Below are 23886 nucleotides of genomic sequence, written 5' to 3' on the forward strand. Positions count from 1 at the left end.
TACAGCAGTGCTCAGTTGCTCTGACTCGGATCGTCAAAATAGGCGGTAATAAAATCGAGGAAAGCACGGCTTTTGTTTGCCAGATAACGGTTCTGTGGAAAGACCACTTTGATGCTGCGTACCGGAATATCCACTTCCGGAAACAGGCGCACCAGTTCACCGACCTCCAGGTGCCGCTCGGCAATATAGGTTGGCAGGGCGGTGATACCCATACCCGCCAGGCAGGCCTCGTATACCAGATCGATATCATTCACAGCCAGCTTGCGTTCAACACTGGACAGACTGAAACCATGATCTTTCTCGAACTGACGCAGCCAGTTGATGCGGGCGTATTCGGCGTTGGCGACAATCAGAATGCGATGGTTGTTGAGGTCTTCCAGTTTTTCCGGTGTGCCCCAGCGCTCCAGATACTCTTTTGATGCGCAGATCACGATATTTTGCTCGGCCACTGGTTTGGCAATCAGGCGGGAATCTTCCAGTGAACCCAGGCGCAGGGCGAAGTCATAGCCTTCTTTCACAATGTCGAGCGGGCGGTCGGAAATATGCAGATCGAAGCTGATGTCCGGATACTTCTGGGAGAAATCAGTGAACATGCGCGCCAGTTCACGGCGGCCGAAGTTCGACATCGCGGTGATACGCAGACGGCCGCGTGGCGTGACGTCAAAGTCGGTGACCAGCTTTTCGGCTTCCGTGATCGACTCAAGAATATTCTCGCAGTGCTGGTAGAACATCTGCCCCGCTTCGGTCGGGCTGACGGAGCGGGTGGTGCGGTTCAGCAGACGTACGCCAAGGCGCTCTTCCAGACCGCTGATCTGCTTACTGACGGCAGATGGGGTCACTCCCAGTGAATCGGCCGCCGAGGTAAAGTTGCGCGAGCGCACAACAGAGACAAAGGTTTGCAATGAGTCGATACGGGACATAATTAATGATTCATTCTGAGTAATCCATTAGAACAGCCAGTATATTTAATTCTGAGGAAATAATAAGCCTGTTTTGATCATAAATTAGACTTATATCTAAGAGAATGACGCCTTATACCTGTGCCGGGAATTCTCCGCTTACCGTCACAACGCTGCAGAAATCAGGTTTCAGTGCTGCTTTGGCGCATAGTCAGGCGATACCGGTCCTGAACTTCGTCAGCTTTTAGCGCCGCTTTTCGGCGCATACAGGTTCAGTAAGCCTGCCAGTACGATCAGAATGGCCCCGGCCCAGGTCGTCCACGGCGGAATCTCCCCCCAGAACCACCAGCCCATCAGGGCTCCATAAATAACCGCACTGTAAACGTAAACACCGACCTTGCCGGTAGGCGCGATGCGGTAGGCGCGGGTCAGCGCCAGCTGGCCGCTGGTAGCGACCACGCCAAGCGCCAGTAACCACAGCCAGGTACTGTCAGGAACCGGCTGCCAGTTGAGCAGGGCGCCGGGGGCTGAAACCAGTGCGGCGGTCAGGCCAAAATAAAACACAATACGCTGGCTGGATTCGGTAGCCGACATGCGGCGGATGGTGACCTTGGCCAGTGCGGCCAGAAAAGCACCGAGCAGACCGACCAGCAGCGCTGTGTTGTAGCTGTCGCCATTACTCAGCATGGCCGGGTGTTCAGCACCGGGCTGCAGGATGACACTGACCCCGGCAAAGCCGATCAGTAGCGCCAGCCAACTGTGGCGCCCGGCGGGTTCTTTCAGCCACCAGAGTGCCAGTAATGGCATAAACAGCGGCGCCGAAAGCTTCACCAGAAAGGCTTCGGTGAGCGGCAGATGAGCCAGCGCCCAGAAGTAACAGTACATGGCGCTGACACCAACAAGACCGCGCAGCAAATGCCAGTGCCAGACCCGGGTTTTCAGTTCACTTAAGCCGGTACGCAGCAATAAAGGGGCGAGTACGATCAGACCGGCGATATTACGGAAGAACACAATCTGCTCGGTCGACAGCACGTCCGACAGGTCTTTGACCAGCGCGCCCATTAATGCCAGCAGGGCTTCACCCAGCAGCAGGAATAATGCACCGCGGCGCAGGGCGTCGGTCATTGCAGGGGCTGTCATGGCAAGTGTGTATCCCGGACTTTAAAAGAAGCGCTGCGTCACTATATAGATGAAGGTGACGGCTAAGGCGGCGATTATACGCAATCGTACGGCAGGCGGTGGGATTTGTGTGTGATCGGCCGCTTGCATGCGCTGCATCAAGATGAATTTCTATTAGTTTTACTAAATTTAATCTTGAAGGTGTTGAAAAAAATTAATCTGGTCGCATCTAAGCGGTAATGAATCAACTCTGCTCGGGTCTGCCCTGAGCGTCTATTTAGGAGATTGGAATATGCGTATGGATCGGTTGACCACCAGTCTGCAGAACGCTCTGGCCGAGAGCCAGAGTCTGGCGCTGGGGCAGGATCATAATCAGATTGATACCGTCCACTTACTGTTGGCATTGCTCGAACAGCCAAGCAGCTCGGTTAAGGATGTAGTGCGCCGTTGTGGCGCCAATGTCGTTGAGCTTGGCCGTGCCCTGCGTGCGTTGCTGGACGAGCAGCCCAAAGTCAGCAGTCCGGACGGCAATATTCAGCTGGCGCCGGAGCTGGGCCGTCTGCTCAATCTGGCGGATAAAGAAGCGCAGAAACGCGGTGACCAGTATGTGTCGAGCGAAGTCTTTCTGCTGGTGGCGCTGGACGATAAAAACAGCACAGGTAAGGCACTGGCCGCGGCTGGTCTGAATAAAGACGGCGTTAATAAAGCCATTAACGAACTGCGTGGCGGTGAAAGTGTGCAGGACGCCAATGCCGAAGATAACCGTCAGTCACTGGATAAATACTGCATCGACCTGACCGAGCGTGCCGAAGCGGGCAAGCTGGATCCGGTGATCGGCCGTGATGATGAAATCCGCCGTACCATTCAGGTGCTGCAGCGCCGTACCAAAAACAACCCGGTGTTAATCGGACCTCCGGGCGTGGGTAAAACCGCCGTGGTGGAAGGTCTGGCGCAGCGTATCGTCAATGGTGAAGTGCCGGAAAACCTGAAGCATAAGCGCATTCTGTCGCTGGATATGGGCTCTCTGGTGGCCGGTGCCAAATACCGTGGTGAATTTGAAGAGCGCTTAAAAGCCGTTTTAAAAGACGTCACCAAGGCCGAAGGCAGCATCATTCTGTTTGTCGATGAATTGCATACCATGGTCGGCGCCGGTAAGGGCGATGGCGCTATGGATGCCGGCAATATGCTTAAGCCTGCTCTGGCGCGGGGTGAACTGCACTGCGTGGGTGCGACCACACTTGATGAATACCGCGAATTTATTGAAAAAGACGCGGCGCTGGAGCGTCGTTTCCAGAAAGTGATTGTCGATGAGCCCAGCGTGGAAGACTCCATTGCGATTCTGCGCGGTTTAAAAGAACGCTACGAAGTGCACCACGGTGTGCAGATTACCGACAGTGCGATTATTGCCGCGGCCAAGCTGTCGCAGCGTTATATTCCGGATCGTCGTCTGCCGGACAAAGCCATCGATTTGGTGGATGAGGCGGCATCGGTTATCCGTATGGAAATCGACTCCAAACCACAGGAAATGGACAAGCTTGAACGACGCCTGATTCAGCTGAAAATCGAGCGTGAAGCACTGCGTAAAGAAAAAGACGAAGCGGCGAAAAAACGTCTGAGCGATCTCAACGAAGAGATCAATAAAGCCGGACGTGCTTACGTCGAGCTGGAAGAGGTCTGGAAGAAAGAAAAAGCCCTGCTTGAAGGTGCCAGCAAATCGAAAGAGCAGCTGGAACAGGCCAGAATCGAGATGGAAGCGGCGCGTCGTGCCGGCGATCTGCAGCGTATGTCGGAACTGCAGTACGGCCGTATTCCGGAGCTGGAAAAGCAGCTGGCCACAGCCGCCGAGGCAGAAACCTCCGGTAAGCAGGAATTTACCCTGCTGCGCAATAAAGTGACCGAAGACGAAATTGCCGAAGTGGTGTCGAAGTGGACCGGTGTGCCGGTGACCAAGATGCTGGAAGGCGAGCGTGAAAAACTGCTGCGTATGGAGGAGGTACTGCACGATTCGGTAGTCGGGCAGGATCAGGCCATTGCTGCAGTATCGAACGCGGTGCGCCGTTCCCGTGCCGGGTTGTCTGATCCGAACCGGCCGAATGGTTCATTCCTGTTCTTAGGGCCAACCGGTGTCGGTAAAACCGAACTCTGTAAGGCGCTGGCGACCTTCCTGTTCGACAGCAGAGACGCCATGGTGCGCATCGATATGTCGGAATATATGGAGAAACACTCCGTGGCCCGCTTAATCGGTGCGCCTCCGGGTTATGTTGGTTACGAAGAGGGTGGCCTGCTGACTGAAGCCGTGCGGCGTAAACCTTATTCGGTGATTTTGCTCGATGAAGTGGAAAAGGCGCATCCGGATGTGTTCAACATTCTGCTGCAGGTGCTGGATGATGGTCAGCTGACCGACGGTCAGGGACGCCGGGTCGACTTTAAAAACACCGTACTGGTGATGACCTCGAACCTGGGCTCGGATGTGATCCAGACCATGTTTGCCGATAAGCCGTACGAGGAAATGCGCGATGCGGTGATGGATATTGTCGGCAGCCACTTCCGTCCGGAATTTATTAACCGGATTGACGAGGCGGTGGTGTTCCATCCGCTGCTGAAAGATCAGATCCGCGGCATTGCGGATATTCAGCTGGATCTGTTGCGCGGCCGTCTGAAAGAACGCGATCTGGCGTTTGAGATGAGCGACGCGGCCATCAGCAAGCTGGTGGATGTGGGTTACGACCCGGTGTTTGGCGCACGGCCTTTAAAGCGTGCGATTCAGCGCTGGATCGAAAACCCACTGGCGCAGGATATTCTGGCGGGTAAATTCCTGCCGGGTACCACCATCGTTGCCGATGTCGACAACGATCAGCTGGTTTTCCGTGCGGGGTAAGCTCCGCGCCGCTTAAACCGGCTGAGTGCCACTGACAAAACCCCCGTTGCAGTCTCTGTGGCGGGGGTTTTGTGTATACTGGCGTCTTTATCTATCTGTGATCGTTACGGAGGACGGATTGTGATGCGTCGTTTATTAAAACCCTCCCTGTTTGTGGCTGGCCTGACGATGGTGCTGACTGCCTGCACCACGGTGATGCCGCTCAGCCTGCCACTCAGTACCATGGATCAGTGTGCAGCCCCTGAAGGTGTCAGCCTGCGTTTTAATGCCCTGACCATTGCTCTGGGTGAGCGTCCGCACGCCGGTTATGGTATCGATCTGGTGGGGCAGCAGCAGGATGACGGCGATTACCAGCTGATCTTCCGTGAGCGCTATCCCGACCCGGACAGGAAATACGCTCAGGTGATTACCGCACCTTGTCTGCAGGTTATTCTGCCGGCGGGCTGGCAGCATCTGACGGTGACCGATCAGGTCAGTGGCCGTGAATGGACATTTACTCCGCAAGACGCTCTTCAAAGTCCGACTCCGCTGAAGAAACAGGCGCCCGTGAAAGTCCCATGATTATTCTTGGCATTGACCCGGGATCACGCATTACCGGTTTTGGTGTGATCCGCCGTACGGGCCAGAAAATTGAATACGTCGTCAGTGGTTGTATCCGCACCGGCGAGGGCGAATTACCCGGTCGTCTGAAAAAAATTTACGACGGCGTCAGCGAATTAATCAGTACCTACCAGCCAGAGCAATTTGCCATCGAGCAGGTGTTTATGGGCAAGAATGCCGACTCCGCATTAAAACTGGGTCAGGCCCGTGGGGTGGCCATTGTGGCGGCGGTACAGCAGGGCTTGCCGGTAGCAGAATATGCCCCGCGCACCATTAAACAGGCGGTTGTCGGTAAAGGTAGCGCGGCGAAAGAGCAGGTTCAGCATATGGTGCAGTACCTGTTAAAACTGCCGGGTATACCGCAGGCGGATGCCGCCGATGCGCTGGCCATTGCCATCTGCCATGCCCATACCAGCGCCAGCCTGATGGCTCAGGCCGGAGTGAAAGGCGTGACCCGCGGACGTATGCGTTAGCGTCTCTGCCACTACCTTCCATTGAGCCGCCTCGGCCATGCTGGTAGGCTAGGCCGCTTTCCAGTTATGCAGTCAGAATGCAATCATGATCGGACGATTACAGGGCGTTATTCTTGAGAAGCAGGCTCCGGAGCTGCTTCTTGACGTCAACGGCGTGGGCTATGAGATTCAGGCGCCGATTTCCACCTTTGCCATGCTTGGCAAAACCGGCACCCAGGCGGTGCTCTATACCCACCTTGCCATCCGCGAAGATGCGCATCAGTTATATGGCTTCAGTGATAAGAGTCAGCGCACGCTGTTCCGCACCCTGATTAAAGTCAGCGGTGTCGGGCCTAAACTGGCGCTGGCGATTTTATCCGGTATGGATGTCAACGCCTTTGCCGTCTGTGTGCATAACGAAGACGTCACGGCGCTGACCAAACTTCCCGGTGTTGGCAAGAAAACCGCCGAACGTTTAATTGTTGAAATGCGCGATCGTCTGACCGAATGGCAGGCGCCGGCGCCATTGTGGGCGGCCGCAGATAATGCCGAAAAAGCCTCACAGGATAATCTGCTGCGCGAAGCGGAAAGTGCACTGGTCGCGCTGGGCTATAAGCCACAGGACGCGGCGAAAATGCTGAATAAAGTCAGTGCAGGTGTCGACAGCGCGGAAGAAATGATCCGCCTGGCACTGCGCAGCACTCTGGGTTCTAAATAAGGTGATCCATGATCGAAACTGACCGCTTTATCAGCCCTCAGCCGCAACCGGCCGAAGAACATCAGGACCGGGCTATCCGTCCCAAATCGCTGAACGAATACATCGGTCAGCCCCATGTGCGTGAGCAGATGGAAATTTTTATCGGCGCGGCACGGGCCCGTAACGAAGCGCTGGATCATACGCTGGTATTCGGCCCGCCGGGTCTGGGTAAAACCACGCTGGCGAATATTATTGCCGAAGAAATGGGCGTGGCGATTAAGTCGACCTCCGGCCCGGTGCTGGAAAAAGCCGGCGATCTGGCAGCATTGCTGACCAATCTCGAAGAAGGCGACGTTCTCTTTATTGATGAAATTCACCGTCTGAGTCCGGCGGTGGAAGAAGTGCTGTATCCGGCCATGGAAGATTATCAGTTGGATATTATGGTGGGCGAAGGACCGGCGGCCCGTTCGATTAAAATCAATCTGCCACCCTTTACCCTGGTCGGCGCGACCACCCGCGCAGGTCTGCTGACCTCGCCACTGCGCGATCGCTTCGGCATTGTGCAGCGGCTGGAGTTTTATAATATCGCCGATCTGACCCATATTGTGTCGCGCTCCGGGCGTCTGATGCAGCTGGAGGTGGATGACAGTGGCGCCAAAGAAATTGCCCGCCGTGCACGCGGCACGCCGCGTATTGCCAACCGTCTGTTGCGCCGTGTACGTGATTACGCTCAGGTGAAAGGCGATGGCACGGTTAACCATGCCTGTGCCGATGCGGCGCTGAATATGCTCAATGTCGATGTGCAGGGCTTCGATCATATGGACCGCCGCCTGCTTCTGACCCTGCTGGAAAAATACGACGGTGGCCCGGTTGGCGTTGACAGTCTGGCGGCTTCCATTGGTGAAGAACGTGACACCATTGAAGACGTGCTGGAGCCTTACTTAATGCAGCAGGGGTACATTACCCGTACACCACGCGGACGCATGGCGACCAAACTGGCCTATCTGCATTTTGGTCTGGATTTACCGGTTCGTTTTAATCAGGATGCGCAATAACATGGCATTTACCTGGCCGCTGCGGGTGTATATCGAAGACACCGATGCCGGTGGCATTGTGTATTACGCCAATTATTTCCGCTTTCTGGAACGCGCGCGCAGCGAGTGGTTACGCGCACTGGGCTACGGTCAGGAACAATTACGTCATCAGAATGTGTTATTTGTGGTGCGTGAGGTACAGGCCAAATACCTGAGTCCGGCACGACTGGATGATGAACTTCTGGTGTCGGTGGCCGTCGAACACAGCCGCAAAGCCAGTCTGGTTCTGAGTCAGAAGGTCTGGCGCAAACCGGCAGCAGAAAGAGCGGAAGCGGTTGAGCCGCATGAATATCTGGTAGAGGCGCAAATAACCATCGCCTGTATCAGCGATACCGGACGTCCGCAGGCGGTACCCGCGGACATTCTTAAACGGATGACGGCAGGGGCCGCTTATCCGTCCGAACATAATGATGAATGTCAGGAGACGTTGTGAACGAGTCTGTTTCTATTTTTTCGCTGATTATCAACGCCAGCTTTGTTGTGCAGCTGGTGATGCTGATGTTGCTGGCGGCTTCGGTAATGAGCTGGGTTGTAATCGTACAGCGTACCCGTTTGTTATCCGCCAGCCGTGAGCAGCTGCACGATTTTGAAGAGCGTTTCTGGTCGGGTGTGGATCTCAACGATCTGTACCGTGAGTGTCAGCAGAAAGCGGTGCCCAGTGCGGTTGAAAATGTCTTTATGGCCGGTCTGAAAGAATTCGGAAAAATGCGCCAGCAAAATACCAATGACCCGGATGCGGTGATGGCCGGTGTGCAGCGGGCGATGCGTATTGCCATTACCCGCGAATCTGAATTGCTGGATACCCATCTGCCATTTCTGGCAACCGTCGGTTCTACCAGCCCGTATATCGGTCTGTTCGGCACCGTGTGGGGCATCATGCATTCCTTCCAGGGGCTGGCCAGTGTTAAGCAGGCGACTATTGCCACCGTTGCTCCTGGTATTTCTGAAGCGCTGGTAGCCACGGCGATGGGTCTTCTTGCGGCCATTCCGGCGGTGATTTTTTACAACCGTTTCGCCAGCCGCGTCGATCAGACAGTAACCGGCATGCATACCTTTGCCGATGAGTTCTCGTCATTGCTGTACCGTCAGGCGCATAAAATTCAGCAGGCAGTCAAAGCCGAAGAGAAAAAGGCGGCGGAGAAAAAATAATGGAACCTATGGCTCCTCCTGCGGCCAAGCGCCGGCCGATGGCCGAAATTAATGTGGTGCCCTACATCGATGTGATGCTGGTGCTGCTGATTATTTTTATGGTGACAGCACCGATGTTGGTGCAGAGCGTACCGGTTAACCTGCCGGATGTGGACGCGACACCGACCGAAATTGAGCCGGATGACAGCACCATTATCGTGTCGGTTAATGAACGCGGTATTTATTTTATCGAGCGCGATGAAGGTCAGCCCACCGCCATGACGCTGGGCGAAATTCAGGAATATGCGCAGAAAATTATTGGCGCTGTACCTGAAACCCGTCTGATGATCCGCGGTGATGAAGCCGTACCCTACGGCAAAGTGGTCGCGCTGATGGGCGGGCTGCAGAGTGTTGGTATTAATAATGTTGGCCTGATTACTGAAGCGCCGGACCCGGAGGCTCGCCGCTGATATGAGCTGGCTGAATCCGGAACGGTACTCGCTGCCGGTCGTATTGTCTGTGGGGCTGCATATTCTGGTGGCCTCGCTATTTCTGCTTGAATGGCCAACAGAGCACCGCGTGCCTGAACCTGTGCCACCCCATGTAGTGGCCACGGTCGTGCAGGTGGAAAGTGCGGCTGAAAAGCAGCGCAAACAACAGGCAGAGAAACAGAAAAAGCGTCAGGAGCTTGCCGCCAAACGGGAAGCGGAGCGTAAGAAAAAACTGGCTGAACAGAAAAAGCGCGAAGCTGAACAAAAGAAAAAACAGGCTGCTGCGAAAAAACGCGAACAGGAAAAAGCGTTAAAAGAAAAAGCACTGGCAGAAAAGCAGGCAAAAGACAAAGCAGCAAAAGAAAAGGCCAGTAAAGAAAAAGCCGCCGAGCAGGCAAAACAGAAAGCTGCTCAGGAGCAGGCATTGCTGGAGCAGATGGCACAGGAAGAAGCTGCCGCAGAATTGAAAGAACAACAGGAAGCTAAAATTCAGGCTGAACGCGCTGCTGCTCTGACACTGGAGTTTACCGATCAGATTAAAGCCCGGGTGGAATCGGTATGGCGATACCCTCCGGCGGTGACGGCCAGTCAGGAAGTGGAAGTACGGATTACTCTGGTACCAACCGGGCAGGTGATTCAGGTTCAGATTACCAAAGGCAGTGGTAATGCGGCGCTTGACCGTTCCGTTGAACAGGCCGTTTATAAAGCCTCGCCACTGCCGGTACCAAAAGATGTGCGGGTATTTGAAGAGAACTTCCGCAGCTTTTTAATGAAATTCAGACCGGAGAATGCAACGTGGTAAAGCACAGTTTGATTGTCCTGATGTGGCTGTTTGCCAGCCTGAGTCAGGCCGAGTTATTAATTGAAGTCACTCAGGGGAAGCAGAGCGCGATTCCGGTTGCCGTAGTGCCTTTCAGCTGGAACGGCAGCAGTGCTCTGCCGGAAGATGTCAGTGCTATTGTGACCAACGATCTGGCCAGCAGTGGTTATTTCCGCACGCTGGCTACCAGCAATATGATTACTCAGCCGCATCAGTTAAGTGAGGTCATCTACGCTGACTGGTCACGCCTGAAACAGGATTTTGTCGTCATCGGCAGCGTGGAGTTGCAGGCTGATGGTTATGCAGTGCAGTTCCATGTGATGGATGTACATCAGCAGGTGGAAATTCTGCGTCACCGGGTAAAAGGTAAAGCATCCCAGTTACGGGATCTGGCGCATTACATCAGCGATTACATCTTTAAAAAGCTGACGGGTGTACCGGGTGTGTTTTCCACCAAACTGATTTATGTAACCACCAACCGCGAACGCAGCCGGTTTAACCTGAACTATGCCGACGCGGATGGTGCGCGGGAACAGCTGATCTACAGCTCAAAGCATCCGATTATTTCTCCGGCCTGGTCACCGGATGCGAAGAAAGTGGCCTATGTGTCTTTTGAAAATGGTCGCAGTGAGATTTTCTTCCAGGAGCTGGCTACCGGTAAGCGTGAGCGGGTAGTGGCTTTTGATGGCTCCAACAGTGCGCCGGCTTTTTCTCCGGATGGAACCCAGCTGGCGTTTGTGTTGTCAAAGCTCGGCAATCCAGACATTTATGTGATGGATCTTGCAACCCGGAAAATCGAGCGTATGACCAATCACTATGCCATTGATACTGAACCTCAGTGGGATGTTGACGGCCGTCATCTGTTTTTCACCTCGAGTCGGGCAGGTGGTCCACAGGTATATAAGCTGGACACTGCCAACAAAGAGGTAGTGCGTGTAACCTTTGAGGGTGGCTACAATGCCCGTGCTCGGATTACCGCAGATGGTCGTAAACTGGTGTATGTCCATAAGGCTAATGACCGCTTTCATATCGCATCTCAGGACGTGAAAAGTGGATTAGTGCACATTCTTACCAGTGAGACGGAATTGGATGAGTCTCCTAGTGTTGCACCCAATGGAAGTATGGTAATTTATGCTGCGAGTGAAGCGAACCGAAGCATTCTGGCGGCCGTATCGGTCGATGGCGATGTTAAGTTCCGCTTACCATCAAAATATGGTGACGTCAGGGAGCCTGCTTGGTCGCCGATTTTCCAATAATTCAAACTCACTTTCGGACTGGAAGACTGTTATGCAAACTACTGCACTGTATAAAACCTTAGGTTTGGCCTTTGGGGCTATGTTGATTTCTGCTTGTGCAAGCAAGGGAGACGTAAATGAGGGTGCAGGTTCTACTGTTGCACCAACAGCTACTGAACAACAGGCCGAAGATACCAATGCTGTTGAAAGCGCTGGTGTAAATGGTGAAGCTCTGGAAGCAGAAGCAAACGAAGCTCAGGCTGCACTGCGTGAACAAACTGTATTTTACTTTGACTTCGATCAGAGCACTCTGAAGAGCGAAGGCAAAGCGGCTCTGATGGCTCATGCGGCTTTCCTGGCGGCTAACCCAGCAGCCTCTGTTGTTCTGGAAGGTCACGCTGATGAGCGCGGTACCGTTGAATACAACCTGGCTCTGGGCGAGCGTCGTTCTATGACCGTACGTCGTTTCCTGATGGCTAACGGTGCCAACGGTTCTCAGCTGAAAGTTGTGAGCTTTGGTGAAGAGCGTCCGGTAATGATGGGTCACGACGAAGGCTCTTACGCCAAGAACCGTCGCGTTGAAGTGAAATACCAGAGCCGTTAATGAAATCTGTCGTCCTGACCTTTGCGCTGGTTGCAGTAACTGCCAGCGCCAATGCGGATGATCAGTGGGTATCTGTTGGTGCGGCCCGTCCGGTCGCACCGGCAACCCAGAACACTCCGACCGACTCCTCTGTCCGGGCTGCTGTAACAACCCCGGCAAACAATGCTCCTGCTGTTATTCCCGCTGCTTCTTCTGGTTTGTTATCTGAAATGTCCATGCAAATGGAACAGATGCAACAGGAAATTGCTGAGCTGCGTGGTCGTGTAGAAGAGCAGGATAATCTGATCCGACGTCTGACTCAGGAGCAACAGGAACGTTACCTGGATCTTGATCGCCGGATAGCTGCTTTACTGGCTGGTGGTTCACCTGCGGCTGCTCCGGTGGCGGTAGTGAAAGAATCTCCTGCAGAAGCTTATAAGAATGCGATGACGCTGGTGCGTGAGAAAAAATTCGCTGAAGCCAACGTAGCCTTTAACGATTTTGTGAAAAATTACCCGCAGGATCCGTTAGTAGGTAATGCGCTGTATTGGTCTGGTGAGGTTTATCTGGTTCAGAGCGATCTGGATAAAGCCCTGGAGAGCTTCCGTAAGGTGGTTACCCAATATCCTGATCATGACAAAGCAGCCGATGCGACCTATAAAATGGGAATCACACTGCATAAGAAGGGTGATGTGGCGCAGGCAAAGGTCTGGCTGCAGAAGGTTATTGATCTGTACACCGGCAAGGCCGACGGTACGGTCAGACTGGCCAAGTCCTATCTTGCAAAGCTTTCCTGACAGGCCTTTTAAGGCCTGTTTTTCTTTCTGAATATTCTTTGTTATCGCGCCTGAAAGCCCATGAATTCTGGGCTTATAACCTGTCTTTTGTAGCCACCGGATGACGCTAAGTCCCTGATAGTGAAACTTTTTTCGAAAAAAGGGTTGTCAGCTCCGGAAAATTAAGTATTATATGCGCCTCTTCCGGGTCGTTAGCTCAGTTGGTAGAGCAGTTGGCTTTTAACCAATTGGTCGCAGGTTCGAATCCTGCACGACCCACCAATTTTTACGGAAGAGGTAAGTTACTGAAAAGGTTGACTTTTTTTTAGAACCCGGTAACATACGCAGCACTTAAGGGTCGTTAGCTCAGTTGGTAGAGCAGTTGGCTTTTAACCAATTGGTCGCAGGTTCGAATCCTGCACGACCCACCAACATCTAAAAGGGGAGAAAGCGAAAAGCTTTCTCCCCTTTTTATTTGCCTCCCGGAACCCCATCTGTTCTGTGCAGGGTTCTGGTCCGCAGAGTGACGCAGCGGACAGTGTTCTGTCTGTGATAAAATTGCCACGTTATATCCATGTCTGACAGAGAGATGTATGAACGAAACCATACCTGCCGCACAACAGATTGTCCGTGATTTCTGGTCTGCACCAGCGGCACCGCTGACGGCCGAGCAAAGCGCTGCACTTAAGCAGGAAATCCGTGAATTACTGATTCAGGAAGATGCGGCTCTGGTTGCCCACTATTACACCGACCCGGAAATTCAGGCTCTGGCGGAAGAAACCGGCGGTTGTGTGGCCGATTCTCTGGAAATGGCCCGCTTTGGCCGTGACCACAAAGCCAGCACGCTGATTGTGGCTGGTGTGCGTTTTATGGGTGAAACCGCCAAGATCCTCAGTCCGGAAAAGCGCATTCTGATGCCGACGCTGGAGGCGACCTGCTCGCTGGATATCGGTTGTCCGGTAGAAGAGTTTTCGGCTTTCTGTGATCAGCATCCGGATCGCACCGTGGTGGTGTATGCCAATACCTCGGCGGCGGTAAAAGCGCGTGCCGATTGGGTGGTTACCTCGAGTATTGCTCTTGATGTGGTCAATCATCTTAAACAGCAGGGGCAGAAGCTGATCTGGGCACCGGATAAACACCTGGGTAATTATGTGCAGCGTGAAACCGGGGCTGACATGATTCTGTGGGACAGTGCCTGTATTGTTCACGATGAATTTAAAGCCAAAGCGCTGGAAGATCTGAAGAAGGTTCATCCGGATGCGGCGGTGCTGGTGCATCCGGAATCGCCGGAGTCGGTGGTGAAAATGGCTGATGCCGTGGGCTCGACCAGTCAGCTGATTGCGGCAGCCAAAAACTTACCGAACCCTGTGCTGATTGTGGCTACCGATAAAGCCATCTTTTATAAGATGCAGCAGGCGGCGCCGGATAAGCTTCTTATAGAAGCGCCAACTGCAGGTAACGGTGCAACCTGTCGCAGCTGTGCGCATTGCCCGTGGATGGCGATGAATGGTCTGCAGAGCATCCGTGATGTGCTGGTCAATGCCGATCAGGAAATTCTGATTGAAGAAGGTCTGCGTCAGCAGGCGGTGGTCAGCCTGCAGCGCATGCTGAATTTCAATAAAGGCTGAAATTTAATAAAGCCTTTATAGAATGAAGCCTGAGCACAGCAAATAAAAATGGGCCTTCTGGCCCATTTTTTATGTCTGTTTTTCAGGTGTTATGAGTGCGATCAGGGAAGAACTGCGGCGGTATTGGCCATTACCCGCAGCCGCTGCCCCAGTGCGGCTTCCTGCTGAAAATCATGGCTCTTTTTTGCCAGCTGTAAGGCCAGTTCCATCTGTCGCAGCGCTTTGGCGTGGTAGCCCGAATAAAACAGATATTCAGCATTGGCACGATGGCCCAATAAAATCATATTGGCATCACCTGCGGCTTCACCCAGCATGCGCCAGACTGCCGGATTGGTACTGCGCAATTCGCTCAGTTGTTTGAGAATGGCTACTGCCTCATTTTTCTGGCCAGACTGGCGTAGCAGGGAGGCTTTGGTGCTCAGCAGCAGATAATCCTGGGGATCGAAAGGCAAAGCATCGTTAATGGCGTCGATGGCTTCGGCGAATTTATCTTCCGCCGCCAGGCTGCTGGCATTCAGGGCGACTACGGCAGAGTGATCGCGCCACGGGCTGATGATTTTTTTCAGATAAGCACGGCTGGCGCTGTTGTCGTTATTTTCCAGTGCCAGTCTGGCCAGGCTGTACAGCGCAGCGGCCTGTTCGGCGCTGCTGCGCGGTGTGACCTGTAACTGGTGGGTGAAGTAATCCACGCGCTTGTCAGCATTAAGCTGGTAGCGGATTATGGCTTCGTTCTGCAGTACCCGGAATTCAAAGCTCGCCAGACGGGGTTTGCGTGGGTATTTTTGCGCACGGTCAGCGGCATCGGCGACCCGTGATTCGGTTACCGGGTGGGTGAGTAAGAATTCCGGTGGACGTTCGTTGTAACGATTGGCCAGCAGCATCTGCTGAAACATGGATGGCATGGCGTAAGGATCGAGCCCTGCCGTGGACAGCGTACGCATACCGATACGGTCTGCTTCCTGTTCCCATTCGCGAGAATAGGCCAGGCGGCTCTGAATGCTGGCGGCCTGGCTGGTGAGCAGTCCGGCAAAGCCAGCATCGGGGTTGTTGGTGGCAATCAGCAGAATGCTGGCCAGTAACGTGGCAATGGCAATGGGTTCTTGCTTTTCTGCCGCTTCAATCTGACGCGCGAAATGGCGCTGACTCAGGTGAGCCAGTTCGTGTGCCAGAACGGCTGACAGCTCGTCTTCGTCGCGGGTGTGTAACAAAATGCCGAAGTTGATGCCAATAATGCCGCCGGGTACGGCAAAAGCATTTAATTCCGCGCGATCAACAACAACAAATTCAAATTCGGATTGTTTTACTTCGCTGTGGGGGACCAGGCGGAAAATCAGGTTTTCCAGAAATTCGGTTATCAGCGGGTCATCTAACGTTTTTGCCTGTGCCCGCAGCTGGCGCAGCCAGACCCGTCCGAGATCATGTTCTTCCTGCAGGGATACATAGCTGGAGGCGCTGTCGCCAAGATCCGGCAGATCGGCGGTCGCAGCCTGGGTGGTTGGGATACTAAGGGCGGCATAACTGCTCAGCAGCAACAGCGCCAGACGTGTTAGGCGGAAATTCAAGCCCGGATTCCTGAAGTTGATTTGCGTTAGACCCGCCAGGGTGCAGGAGTTCAGCAGGTCTTATGGATCATTGTCGCTGAACTGCAATTCCCTGTGCAGGCGTTATCAGCAGACATCCGTATATAATGAGGCTTCAGTTTGGCAAAAGGCGTGCGCTGTGTCTAATTCAAACCAATATCATCAGGCTCTTGATGCTTCCGGACTGGAATGCCCATTGCCATTGTTAAAAACCAAGCTGGCGCTTAAAGCGCTGGCGATCGGTGAAGTGTTGTGGGTGAAGGCAACCGATGCCGGCTCGTGGCGTGATATCCGCAAATATATTGCAATGACCAATAATGAACTGGTGGCCGCTTCCGATGTCGATGGTTGCTATCAGTTCTGGATTAAAAAAGGAGCCTGAGGGCATGATTAAGGTATTCCGGCGCTGGATTGACCGCTATTTTTCCGATGAAGAAGCGCTGCTGTTGCTGTTGCTTATTACGGCGGTGTTGCTGGTTATTATCACGTTAGGCAAGGTACTGGCACCGTTCCTGACCGCCATTGTACTGGCGTATCTGTTGCAGGGGACAATGAATTACTGCAAGCGCCGGGGGCTTGGTCATCTGGGCGCAACCGTGCTGGTTTTTATGCTGTTTGTCAGCGTACTGATGCTGTTATTGCTGATTATTCTGCCCGCCACCTGGCAGCAGCTGACACAGTTTTTCTATGAATTGCCGCGTATGGCCAGTAAGGGTCAGGAACTTCTGATGCTGCTTCCACAGCAGTATCCGGATCTGGTGTCGGTCGATCAGGTGAAAGTCTGGACCAAACAGATAGGTGATGAGCTGGCGTCGGTCGGGCAGTTTGCCGTGAGTTTTTCCATTACCGGGATTACTGGTGTTATGGCGGTGCTGATTTATTGTGTGCTGGTGCCGATTCTGGTGTTCTTCCTGTTGAAAGACTCCGATCAGATTCTGGCCTGGTGTACGGCATTTTTACCACAGCGCCGGCAACTGCTGAACCGTATCTGGTCTGAAATGGACGTACAGATTGCCAACTACATCCGCGGTAAGGTGCTGGAAATTGTCATCGTCGGCGGCGTGACCTATGTGGCCTTTCTGATTCTTGGCGTGAACTATGCGGCGCTGCTGGCCATTGCGGTGGGGTTGTCGGTGCTGGTGCCTTATATCGGTGCGGCGGTGGTCACCATTCCGATTGCCCTGGTGGGTTATGTGCAGTGGGGTTGGACCAACGATTTCATCTGGCTGATGGTGGTGTACGGCATCATTCAGGCATTGGATGGCAATGTACTGGTGCCGTTGCTGTTTTCTGAAGTGGTGAATCTGCATCCGGTGGCCATTATTGTGGCGGTGCTGGTGTTTGGCGGGCTTTGGGGGTTCTGGGGTGTGTTCTTTGCGATTCCGCTGGCAACCCTGTTTAAAGCGGTGTTACAGGCCTGGCCCGATAACAGAGTAAGCGATAGTGACTGCGTCTGACTTGTCACCAATCCCTTGCATCAGTAGACTTGCGCCTTTGTTTTTCTGCGCCCGTTCCGGGCGGATATTTTGGAGTAGAGCTCAATGATTACCGGCAGTATTGTGGCTTTGGTAACCCCTATGCACGCTGATGGCAGTGTGGATTGGGAAAGTCTGGACGGACTGGTGGAGTTCCACATCAAACAGGGCACCGATGCTATTGTTGCCGTGGGCACCACCGGTGAATCGGCAACTCTGAGCACAGAAGAGCACTGTGCGGTGATTGAGCGTGTGGTTAAGGTCACCGCCGGTCGTCGTCCGATCATTGCCGGAACCGGCGCTAACTCAACCTCAGAAGCGATTGAGCTGACCCAGGAAGCAAAAAATCTGGGGGCCGATGCCTGTCTGCTGGTTACTCCGTATTACAACAAGCCTCCGCAGCGTGGCCTGATCAAGCACCACGAGGCCATTGCTGCTGCCGTGGATATTCCGCAGATTCTGTACAACGTACCAGGCCGTACTGCTTGTGACATGCTGCCGGAAACCATCGCAGCCCTGGCGGATGTTGAGCAGATTGTGGCCGTTAAAGAAGCAACCGGCGATCTGGAACGTGCGCGTAAAGTCATTGAACTGGTGGGTGACCGTATGGCGGTCTATTCCGGTGATGATGCTACGGCTTATGAGCTGATCCTGCTGGGTGGTAAAGGCAATATTTCGGTAACGGCCAACGTGGCACCAGCTTTAATGCATCAGCTGTGTATGCTGGCGCTGGATGGTCAGGCGGCGGAAGCGAAAGCGCTGAATGAGCGACTGATGAACCTGCACAATGCCATGTTCTGCGAAGCCAACCCGATTCCGGTGAAATGGGCCTTGCATAAAATGGGGCTGATGGGACGTGGTATCCGTCTGCCGCTGGTCGAGCTGGATGAGCGTTACAAGCCAAAAGTTGAGCTGTCTCTGGCTGCTCTTGAACTCATTTAAAGCAGGCGATTGCATGCGTATTTTATTGTTGCCAGCCGTTGTTATGCTGTCCGGTTGCAGCTGGATGTTCGGTGATACCTTCCGCGACCGTGCGATGGACTATCTGGATGCAGAAGAGCAGGCGCCAACCCGGACGGAGCAGAACATCCGCCTGGTAACATCTGATGCCTATGCAATCCCGGCCTTACCGGTTACTCCGGAAAAACCATCCTCGTTCGAGACACCACAACCGCAGCGTTATATTGCGGAAGACGAAGAGGCTGATAACGTTGCCTCTCTGAGTGAATACCGTTCTGAAGCGCTGAATCCGCGTCTGGAAAAAGATGGCGCCGGTACGCTGATCCTGCGTCTTGATGGTGGTTTTGCCAGTGCCTGGGCCTCGGTTACGGAGGCTTTGAGTGCCTCTGATCTGAAACTGACCGACCTTAACCGCAGCACCGGTACCTATTATCTGGAAATGACGACCCGCAACGATGCCGAGCAGCTGAGCTGGTGGGATCGTTTCTGGGGGGGCGACAATGTCGTGACAGAAACCTATCTGCTGAAGATGAACCGCGCCCGCCAGGGAGTGTATTTATCTCTGCTGACCGATGCCGACAATCTGGCCGGCGAAGCCTTAACGGCTGATGTGCTGAACGAGATTAAAGCCCAGCTGGAAAAGTGAGATACGCATCTTTGGGCAGTGGCAGTCGCGGAAATGCCACCATTGTTTTAGAGAATGACCGCGGAGTGCTGATTGACTGCGGCTTTAACCGCAAAAATATTCTGCTGCGGCTGCAGGAGTCCGGTGTCGACCCGCGCCAGCTGGATGGTGTGTTTGTTACTCACGAGCATGGTGATCATGCCAAAGGGGTGGCGGCGTTATGTGAAGCTCTGAGCATTCCGTTTTATGCCTCCTTCGGAACGGCACGCAAAATGGAATGGACGGAACATCCGCTCTGGCGTTGTATCAGCTCTGATCAGGTAACCAGCGTGGGTGGTCTGGCGGTGTTGCCGGTCGTGGTTCCTCACGATGCGGAAGAGCCTCTGCAGTTTGTACTGGAAAACAGCGCCGAAAAACGCCTCGGTGTTTTGTCGGATCTTGGTTCGTTAACGCCGCATATTGTGAATGTTTATCAGCGCTGCCATGCCTTACAGGTTGAAGCCAACCACGATCCGCTGATGTTGCAGAATGGTCCTTATCCGCCCAGCCTGCGTGCCAGAGTGGCTGGCAATTTCGGTCATCTGAGTAATCAGCAGTGTGCTGAGCTGATCAGTCGCGTGCAGTGGGACGGCCTGCAGCATGTCACGGCGGGTCATATCAGTGAAAAGAATAACGACCGTGCTCTGGTCAGCCAGACACTGTCGCAGGCGCTGCAATGTGCGCCGCATGAAGTATCTTTGCTGCAACAGGATCAGGTATCCGACTGGCGGCAGCTGTAACAACCGGTTTTTAAGATCCACCATTTAAGATCATCCTCGGAGAACCCCATGGAAAAGCGTGAATTACTCTACTCAGGTAAGGCGAAGTCTGTGTATACCACTGACGATCCGGACTACATGGTGCTGGAGTTCCGCAACGATACTTCCGCTTTCGATGGCAAGAAAGTCGAGCAGCTGGACCGCAAAGGTATGGTGAACAACAAGTTCAACGCCTACATCATGACTAAGCTGGCTGAAGCCGGCATTCCGACACATTTTGAACGCCTGCTGTCGGATACCGATGCGCTGGTTAAGCGTCTGGATATGATTCCGCTGGAGTGTGTGGTGCGTAATATCGCCGCAGGTTCTCTGTGCCGTCGTCTGGGTGTGGAAGAGGGAATCGATCTGGTTCCGCCAACCTTCGAGCTGTTCCTGAAGAATGATGCGCTGGGCGACCCTATGGTCAATGAATACCACGCCCGTTCTTTTGGTTGGGTGGAAGATCAGCATCTGGCGCGTATGAAAGAACTGACTTTCAAAGTGAACGATGTGCTGAAACAGATTTTCCTTGAAGGTGGTCTGCTGCTGGTTGATTCCAAGCTGGAATTCGGCCTGTTTAAAGGTGAAGTTGTTCTGGGTGACGAATTCTCACCAGACGGCTGCCGCCTGTGGGATAAGGACTCCCGTGAGAAACTGGATAAAGACCGTTTCCGTCAGGGATTGGGCGGTGTGGTTGAAGCCTACGAAGAAGTGGGTCGTCGTATCGGCGTGACCTTCTGATTACCGGCCGGATTGATTTCCGGCTGTCCGTTCTTCACCGTCTTCTGGCGGTGGAGAGCGCATTTTCTTTTCGTTTTATTTTCCTCTCTGTGTTTCTTTCCCTGTTGCATCTCCTCCCTTATTTGTGAAGTATTTCTTGCTGGCTGCGCAAAGAATTGGCATTCGTGCCATTTGCGGGCAAACTAGCTGCACTCGGCCGCACTGACGGTTGACTGGATAAATCATAAGAACGGGAATATCTCCATGAAAAAGACTGCAATCGCTGCGTTTCTGCTGGCTATGACACCAGTAGCCGCACAAGCTGATTTACTTTTTACCGTCGGTGCCAAAGCCAGCGTCTGGAATGCCGAAGCCGGTGGCCAGATTGATGAGGGCGTTTCTGTTGAAAAAGATGGCCTGAATATCGATTCTGACAATGGTCAGCAGCTGACCGTATTTTTTGAGCACCCGCTGCCGTTTATTCCGAACCTGAAACTGAAGCAGACCTCACTGGAATTGGAAGGCGACGGTAATATTAACGCCCAGTTTGCTGATCAGACCTTCAACGAGAATGTCACCAGTACACTGGATCTGAGCCACTCTGATCTGACTCTGTACTGGGGTCTGCCATTACCGGTGCCTTTTGTTGATATTAATTTTGGTCTGACCGCCCGTCAGTTTGATGGCGTTGCGGAAGTCAGTGGAAAAACCAGCAGTGTGAACGAAAGTGTTGATCTCGATTTCGTAATGCCGCTGGTGTACGGTGAAGTGAAAATCGACAGCCCGTTCGGTCTGTACGCTTCTGCCGATATTAACTACATCGGTATGGGTGGTAATAAGCTGAGCGATATCAGTTATGGCATCGGTTACGATCTGCCGATTCCTGTTGTCGATATCGGTCTGGAAGCCGGTTACCGCAGCATTAATCTGAAAGCCGACAAAGACCTGGCTGACATCGATACCGATTTCGATGTGTCCGGTGCTTACTTCGGTGCGTCTCTGGCACTGGGTTTCTGATAAGTGCTTCTGATAAGAGCTGATATGTCAGCATAAAAAAAGCGGCCATTATGGCCGCTTTTTTTATGGCTTGCCGTCAGACTATTCTTTTTCGCGGATAAACTCCGCCAGAATTTCGCCTTTTTTATGGCTGGCCACCAGAACGCTGATAACCTCTGCGCGCACAGCATGAGTCGGATGTTTACGGTAATCCGAATCAAGGTAGCAGCGGTCTTTCAGCAGACAGAAACGCAGGCCTAATTGCAGGCTCAGGGTACGCTCCGAGGTGTAGGGGTAGGCAACTTCCGGCGTCACATCCCAGGACAGGTCATCAAATAAACCCGGCTCCCAGCGCCAGAGAGCACTTTGCCTGTTGTTCTGGTTAACCAGTGAATCATAATTTTTAAAATTCAGAACGGCGGCAACCCAGCGTTGTCCTCGATCGCGCAGAACTTCCTGACCAATGCGGTTAATTTCAGTTTCTTCTTTTAATGCAAATTCCAGTACGGATTTGGCCAGCTGCCCTGGCTGATACTGGGCTTTTTCATCCGGGAATAACGGGCCATAAACGGCGCTGTTCGGTAAGTTGCGCATACCAACAATGGTAAAGCTCTGTTTGTTCTGACCGTAGTTGTATTTGGCCGGCTGCAGATCGAATTGTACGTAATAGATTTTATCAGACGACAGGTCGTCTTCCGGGCTGTTGCTGAATAGAGTGTTGATCTGCTGCTGGCTGAGCTGAGTTTTTTTGCTCCAGGCCGTACGCGCATCAGAGAGACGTTCGCGGGTACGGATTTCGCGCTCCTGTGCTTCTTTTTGTGCGGCGAGGGCGGCCTGTTCCGCGCGCTGCGCTTCAAGCAGCTGCATACGGCGTAGTTCTTCTTTGGATGGGCCGGAGCAGGCTTGTAGTGTCAGTATGCAGGCCAGAATAATCAGCATCCGCATGGTGGTATCTCCTTTATTTTTCTCATTTGCGGCGGATTATATCCTGCTTTTATCCCCTTTGTGTGACGGAAAGGATATTCCTTTGCCGACAGGTTGCAGCCGGTGCGCTGGACACTGCTGCGGTGCTGTGCGAATCTTGGCGAAAATATGCATTTGGATAATGCTGTGAAGGTTCTGTTCTGTCTGTTGTTTCTGAGCTTGTTGGGCTGCGGTGAAGGTTTGGGAAATATACCGGATGCCGAACTGCGCCAGCGTCATTATCGTTGCCAGATGGCGACGGGTCTGTCACAGGCTGAAATTCAGGTCTGCAAAAACATCAAACGGGAATGCGAGCTGCGGGCTAAAAACGGTAATTTTGCCTGCTGAATGTGGTGTGATTCTCTGTTTGCACGGAAAAACTTCGTATTGCTTTTGCTGTCATAGGAATTACTACAGGCTTGTAGTAGTGTACTGGCCTCTTGGATAACTCATGCAAGGAATTTTCATGAATCTGATTAAATCAGCACCTGCGGTCATTCTGGGTGCTTTGTTGTTGGCCGGTTGCGGTCAGGAGGACTCTGTGAAGTTAGAAAATCATGTTGATCAGGCGAGCTATGGCGTTGGTCTGAATATTGGTCGTCAGCTGTCTCGTGAAGAAGTCGACATGAATGCTGATGCGATTGCTGCAGGTATCAAAGATGCCCTGGCAAATGCTGAGCCACGTATCGGTGAAGATGTGATTAAAGCGGCTTTTGATAAAATCCGTGAAGAGCAAACCATGAAGCAGGAAGCACTGAATGACGCCGCTGCAAAAGCGGGTCAGGATTTCCTGGCTGAAAACGCTAAGCGTGAAGGTGTGACTGTGACTGAATCCGGTCTGCAGTACGAAGTTATGGTTGCTGCGGCCGATGGTCAGCCAATGCCTGAAGCTTCTGATACTGTTCGTGTGCACTATCACGGTACTCTGATTGATGGCACTGTATTTGACAGTTCTGTTGAGCGTGGCGAGCCTGCACAGTTCCCGGTTACCGGTGTTATCCGTGGTTGGGTTGAAGCGCTGCAGATGATGAAAGTCGGTGACAAGTGGAAGCTGTTTATTCCTGCTGAGCTGGCTTACGGTGCGCGTAGCCCAAGCCCGCGTATTCCTGCAAACTCCGCTCTGGTGTTTGAGGTTGAGCTGCTGGATATCGTTAAATAATTAACGCCAGTTGCAAGGTGCGGTGTATGCCGCACCTGCTCTTTCTGCTGTTTTCTGCTTGTCTCTTTTCTTATCTTCTTGATTTTTTGTTGTCTGTCGCACTAATCGGTGTGCTTAGTGGCCGGTTGGCCCTGTCTCAGATAATTGCCCATATCGGCCAGTGTACGGCGCAAACTGTTTAGCTGATTTTCGTTTATAGCGATGGTGGATG

At 53.1% G+C, this 23886-nt stretch carries 26 protein-coding genes and 2 tRNA genes; 24 read left to right on the plus strand and 4 right to left on the minus strand.

Annotation, left to right across the window (positions count from 1 at the left end):
* Nucleotides 1-11 precede the first annotated feature (11 nt).
* Complete coding sequence (locus tag LGT44_RS13960; protein WP_145470332.1) at nucleotides 12-920, minus strand: LysR family transcriptional regulator; 909 nt, start codon at nucleotides 918-920, stop codon at nucleotides 12-14.
* A 216-nt stretch (nucleotides 921-1136) separates the two neighbouring features.
* Nucleotides 1137-2039 carry a DMT family transporter gene (locus LGT44_RS13965; RefSeq protein WP_230331446.1) on the minus strand — a complete coding sequence of 301 codons (903 nt, stop codon included), beginning with the start codon at nucleotides 2037-2039 and terminating at the stop codon, nucleotides 1137-1139.
* 271 nt (nucleotides 2040-2310) lie between these two features.
* On the opposite strand from LGT44_RS13965, the gene clpB reads away from it, so the two are divergent.
* The 15 genes from clpB (at nucleotide 2311) to nadA (ending at nucleotide 14400) form a co-directional block, all read left to right on the plus strand.
* A complete protein-coding gene (gene clpB / locus LGT44_RS13970; RefSeq protein WP_230331445.1) occupies nucleotides 2311-4896 on the plus strand; it encodes an ATP-dependent chaperone ClpB in 2586 nt (861 codons plus the stop codon).
* A 123-nt stretch (nucleotides 4897-5019) separates the two neighbouring features.
* The gene (locus LGT44_RS13975) at nucleotides 5020-5457 is read left to right on the plus strand and encodes a protease complex subunit PrcB family protein (RefSeq protein ID WP_230331444.1); all 438 of its coding nucleotides are present in this window, start codon (nucleotides 5020-5022) and stop codon (nucleotides 5455-5457) included.
* Entirely contained in the window at nucleotides 5454-5969 is a 516-nt protein-coding gene (gene ruvC, locus LGT44_RS13980; protein WP_225690724.1) for a crossover junction endodeoxyribonuclease RuvC, read from the plus strand. Before LGT44_RS13975 ends, ruvC begins: the two co-directional genes overlap by 4 nt.
* Before the next feature lie 85 nt (nucleotides 5970-6054).
* Nucleotides 6055-6666: a Holliday junction branch migration protein RuvA gene (gene ruvA / locus LGT44_RS13985; RefSeq protein WP_145470340.1), complete on the plus strand. Its 612-nt coding sequence runs from the start codon at nucleotides 6055-6057 to the stop codon at nucleotides 6664-6666.
* Between the two features lie 8 nt (nucleotides 6667-6674).
* On the plus strand, nucleotides 6675-7700 hold the full coding sequence (ruvB, locus tag LGT44_RS13990) for a Holliday junction branch migration DNA helicase RuvB (protein ID WP_230331443.1): 1026 nt from the start codon (nucleotides 6675-6677) through the stop codon (nucleotides 7698-7700).
* Nucleotide 7701: 1 nt separating this feature from the next.
* A complete protein-coding gene (gene ybgC, locus LGT44_RS13995) occupies nucleotides 7702-8172 on the plus strand; it encodes a tol-pal system-associated acyl-CoA thioesterase (RefSeq protein WP_230331442.1) in 471 nt (156 codons plus the stop codon).
* Nucleotides 8169-8888 (plus strand): protein TolQ, encoded by a 720-nt coding sequence (tolQ, locus tag LGT44_RS14000; RefSeq protein WP_222428601.1) that lies wholly within the window; start codon nucleotides 8169-8171, stop codon nucleotides 8886-8888. Before ybgC ends, tolQ begins: the two co-directional genes overlap by 4 nt.
* Nucleotides 8888-9337 carry a protein TolR gene (gene tolR, locus LGT44_RS14005; RefSeq protein WP_225690720.1) on the plus strand — a complete coding sequence of 150 codons (450 nt, stop codon included), beginning with the start codon at nucleotides 8888-8890 and terminating at the stop codon, nucleotides 9335-9337. Before tolQ ends, tolR begins: the two co-directional genes overlap by 1 nt.
* 1 nt (nucleotide 9338) lies before the next feature.
* A complete protein-coding gene (gene tolA, locus LGT44_RS14010; RefSeq protein WP_145470350.1) occupies nucleotides 9339-10160 on the plus strand; it encodes a cell envelope integrity protein TolA in 822 nt (273 codons plus the stop codon).
* The gene (gene tolB, locus LGT44_RS14015; RefSeq protein ID WP_145470352.1) at nucleotides 10154-11434 is read left to right on the plus strand and encodes a Tol-Pal system beta propeller repeat protein TolB; all 1281 of its coding nucleotides are present in this window, start codon (nucleotides 10154-10156) and stop codon (nucleotides 11432-11434) included. The genes tolA and tolB overlap by 7 nt, the downstream gene beginning before the upstream one ends.
* A gap of 31 nt (nucleotides 11435-11465) precedes the next feature.
* Entirely contained in the window at nucleotides 11466-12017 is a 552-nt protein-coding gene (gene pal, locus LGT44_RS14020) for a peptidoglycan-associated lipoprotein Pal (RefSeq protein WP_145470354.1), read from the plus strand.
* Entirely contained in the window at nucleotides 12017-12793 is a 777-nt protein-coding gene (gene ybgF / locus LGT44_RS14025) for a tol-pal system protein YbgF (protein WP_145470356.1), read from the plus strand. Before pal ends, ybgF begins: the two co-directional genes overlap by 1 nt.
* A gap of 185 nt (nucleotides 12794-12978) precedes the next feature.
* Nucleotides 12979-13054: transfer RNA gene (locus tag LGT44_RS14030), tRNA-Lys, on the plus strand.
* Between the two features lie 73 nt (nucleotides 13055-13127).
* Nucleotides 13128-13203: transfer RNA gene (locus LGT44_RS14035), tRNA-Lys, on the plus strand.
* A 162-nt stretch (nucleotides 13204-13365) separates the two neighbouring features.
* Nucleotides 13366-14400: a quinolinate synthase NadA gene (gene nadA, locus LGT44_RS14040; protein WP_145470358.1), complete on the plus strand. Its 1035-nt coding sequence runs from the start codon at nucleotides 13366-13368 to the stop codon at nucleotides 14398-14400.
* A gap of 101 nt (nucleotides 14401-14501) precedes the next feature.
* Here nadA and LGT44_RS14045 read toward each other — a convergent pair whose 3' ends face one another.
* On the minus strand, nucleotides 14502-15962 hold the full coding sequence (locus tag LGT44_RS14045; protein WP_230331441.1) for a M48 family metalloprotease: 1461 nt from the start codon (nucleotides 15960-15962) through the stop codon (nucleotides 14502-14504).
* A gap of 157 nt (nucleotides 15963-16119) precedes the next feature.
* Between LGT44_RS14045 and LGT44_RS14050 the strand changes: the two genes are divergently transcribed.
* The 7 genes from LGT44_RS14050 to LGT44_RS14080 all read left to right on the plus strand — a co-directional run bounded on the left by LGT44_RS14050 (nucleotide 16120) and on the right by LGT44_RS14080 (nucleotide 21574).
* Nucleotides 16120-16362, plus strand: coding sequence for a sulfurtransferase TusA family protein (locus LGT44_RS14050; protein WP_225690714.1), 243 nt, complete (start codon nucleotides 16120-16122; stop codon nucleotides 16360-16362).
* Between the two features lie 4 nt (nucleotides 16363-16366).
* Nucleotides 16367-17437, plus strand: coding sequence for an AI-2E family transporter (locus tag LGT44_RS14055; protein ID WP_145470364.1), 1071 nt, complete (start codon nucleotides 16367-16369; stop codon nucleotides 17435-17437).
* A gap of 84 nt (nucleotides 17438-17521) precedes the next feature.
* Entirely contained in the window at nucleotides 17522-18397 is an 876-nt protein-coding gene (dapA, locus tag LGT44_RS14060; protein WP_145470366.1) for a 4-hydroxy-tetrahydrodipicolinate synthase, read from the plus strand.
* Nucleotides 18398-18410: 13 nt separating this feature from the next.
* Nucleotides 18411-19061, plus strand: a complete 651-nt coding sequence (gene bamC / locus LGT44_RS14065) for an outer membrane protein assembly factor BamC (protein WP_230331440.1) — start codon at nucleotides 18411-18413, stop codon at nucleotides 19059-19061.
* Nucleotides 19058-19819, plus strand: a complete 762-nt coding sequence (locus LGT44_RS14070) for an MBL fold metallo-hydrolase (RefSeq protein WP_230331439.1) — start codon at nucleotides 19058-19060, stop codon at nucleotides 19817-19819. The genes bamC and LGT44_RS14070 overlap by 4 nt, the downstream gene beginning before the upstream one ends.
* 48 nt (nucleotides 19820-19867) lie before the next feature.
* Nucleotides 19868-20578 carry a phosphoribosylaminoimidazolesuccinocarboxamide synthase gene (purC, locus tag LGT44_RS14075; protein WP_145470372.1) on the plus strand — a complete coding sequence of 237 codons (711 nt, stop codon included), beginning with the start codon at nucleotides 19868-19870 and terminating at the stop codon, nucleotides 20576-20578.
* A 243-nt stretch (nucleotides 20579-20821) separates the two neighbouring features.
* Nucleotides 20822-21574 (plus strand): TIGR04219 family outer membrane beta-barrel protein, encoded by a 753-nt coding sequence (locus LGT44_RS14080; RefSeq protein ID WP_145470374.1) that lies wholly within the window; start codon nucleotides 20822-20824, stop codon nucleotides 21572-21574.
* An 81-nt stretch (nucleotides 21575-21655) separates the two neighbouring features.
* On the opposite strand, the gene LGT44_RS14085 is transcribed toward LGT44_RS14080, so the two are convergent.
* A complete protein-coding gene (locus LGT44_RS14085; protein WP_225690710.1) occupies nucleotides 21656-22498 on the minus strand; it encodes a hypothetical protein in 843 nt (280 codons plus the stop codon).
* Between the two features lie 165 nt (nucleotides 22499-22663).
* On the opposite strand from LGT44_RS14085, the gene LGT44_RS14090 reads away from it, so the two are divergent.
* Nucleotides 22664-22864, plus strand: coding sequence for a hypothetical protein (locus LGT44_RS14090; RefSeq protein ID WP_225690708.1), 201 nt, complete (start codon nucleotides 22664-22666; stop codon nucleotides 22862-22864).
* A 118-nt stretch (nucleotides 22865-22982) separates the two neighbouring features.
* Complete coding sequence (locus tag LGT44_RS14095) at nucleotides 22983-23675, plus strand: FKBP-type peptidyl-prolyl cis-trans isomerase (RefSeq protein WP_145470378.1); 693 nt, start codon at nucleotides 22983-22985, stop codon at nucleotides 23673-23675.
* The last annotated feature ends 211 nt before the right edge of the window (nucleotides 23676-23886 follow it).

Origin of the sequence: Thalassolituus alkanivorans (assembly GCF_020447205.1) — a bacterium.
Classification (GTDB): Bacteria; Pseudomonadota; Gammaproteobacteria; order Pseudomonadales; family Oceanobacteraceae; genus Venatoribacter; species Venatoribacter alkanivorans.

Excerpts from the sequence above, each read along its gene's own strand:
- LGT44_RS13960 (WP_145470332.1), bottom strand. The coding sequence starts at position 920 with ATGTCCCGTATCGACTCATTGCAAACCTTTGTCTCTGTTGTGCGCTCG.
- LGT44_RS13965 (WP_230331446.1), bottom strand. The coding sequence starts at position 2,039 with ATGACAGCCCCTGCAATGACCGACGCCCTGCGCCGCGGTGCATTATTC.
- clpB (WP_230331445.1), top strand. The coding sequence starts at position 2,311 with ATGCGTATGGATCGGTTGACCACCAGTCTGCAGAACGCTCTGGCCGAG.
- LGT44_RS13975 (WP_230331444.1), top strand. The coding sequence starts at position 5,020 with ATGCGTCGTTTATTAAAACCCTCCCTGTTTGTGGCTGGCCTGACGATG.
- ruvC (WP_225690724.1), top strand. The coding sequence starts at position 5,454 with ATGATTATTCTTGGCATTGACCCGGGATCACGCATTACCGGTTTTGGT.
- ruvA (WP_145470340.1), top strand. The coding sequence starts at position 6,055 with ATGATCGGACGATTACAGGGCGTTATTCTTGAGAAGCAGGCTCCGGAG.
- ruvB (WP_230331443.1), top strand. The coding sequence starts at position 6,675 with ATGATCGAAACTGACCGCTTTATCAGCCCTCAGCCGCAACCGGCCGAA.
- ybgC (WP_230331442.1), top strand. The coding sequence starts at position 7,702 with ATGGCATTTACCTGGCCGCTGCGGGTGTATATCGAAGACACCGATGCC.
- tolR (WP_225690720.1), top strand. The coding sequence starts at position 8,888 with ATGGAACCTATGGCTCCTCCTGCGGCCAAGCGCCGGCCGATGGCCGAA.
- tolA (WP_145470350.1), top strand. The coding sequence starts at position 9,339 with ATGAGCTGGCTGAATCCGGAACGGTACTCGCTGCCGGTCGTATTGTCT.
- pal (WP_145470354.1), top strand. The coding sequence starts at position 11,466 with ATGCAAACTACTGCACTGTATAAAACCTTAGGTTTGGCCTTTGGGGCT.
- ybgF (WP_145470356.1), top strand. The coding sequence starts at position 12,017 with ATGAAATCTGTCGTCCTGACCTTTGCGCTGGTTGCAGTAACTGCCAGC.
- nadA (WP_145470358.1), top strand. The coding sequence starts at position 13,366 with ATGAACGAAACCATACCTGCCGCACAACAGATTGTCCGTGATTTCTGG.
- LGT44_RS14055 (WP_145470364.1), top strand. The coding sequence starts at position 16,367 with ATGATTAAGGTATTCCGGCGCTGGATTGACCGCTATTTTTCCGATGAA.
- dapA (WP_145470366.1), top strand. The coding sequence starts at position 17,522 with ATGATTACCGGCAGTATTGTGGCTTTGGTAACCCCTATGCACGCTGAT.
- bamC (WP_230331440.1), top strand. The coding sequence starts at position 18,411 with ATGCGTATTTTATTGTTGCCAGCCGTTGTTATGCTGTCCGGTTGCAGC.
- purC (WP_145470372.1), top strand. The coding sequence starts at position 19,868 with ATGGAAAAGCGTGAATTACTCTACTCAGGTAAGGCGAAGTCTGTGTAT.
- LGT44_RS14080 (WP_145470374.1), top strand. The coding sequence starts at position 20,822 with ATGAAAAAGACTGCAATCGCTGCGTTTCTGCTGGCTATGACACCAGTA.
- LGT44_RS14085 (WP_225690710.1), bottom strand. The coding sequence starts at position 22,498 with ATGCGGATGCTGATTATTCTGGCCTGCATACTGACACTACAAGCCTGC.
- LGT44_RS14095 (WP_145470378.1), top strand. The coding sequence starts at position 22,983 with ATGAATCTGATTAAATCAGCACCTGCGGTCATTCTGGGTGCTTTGTTG.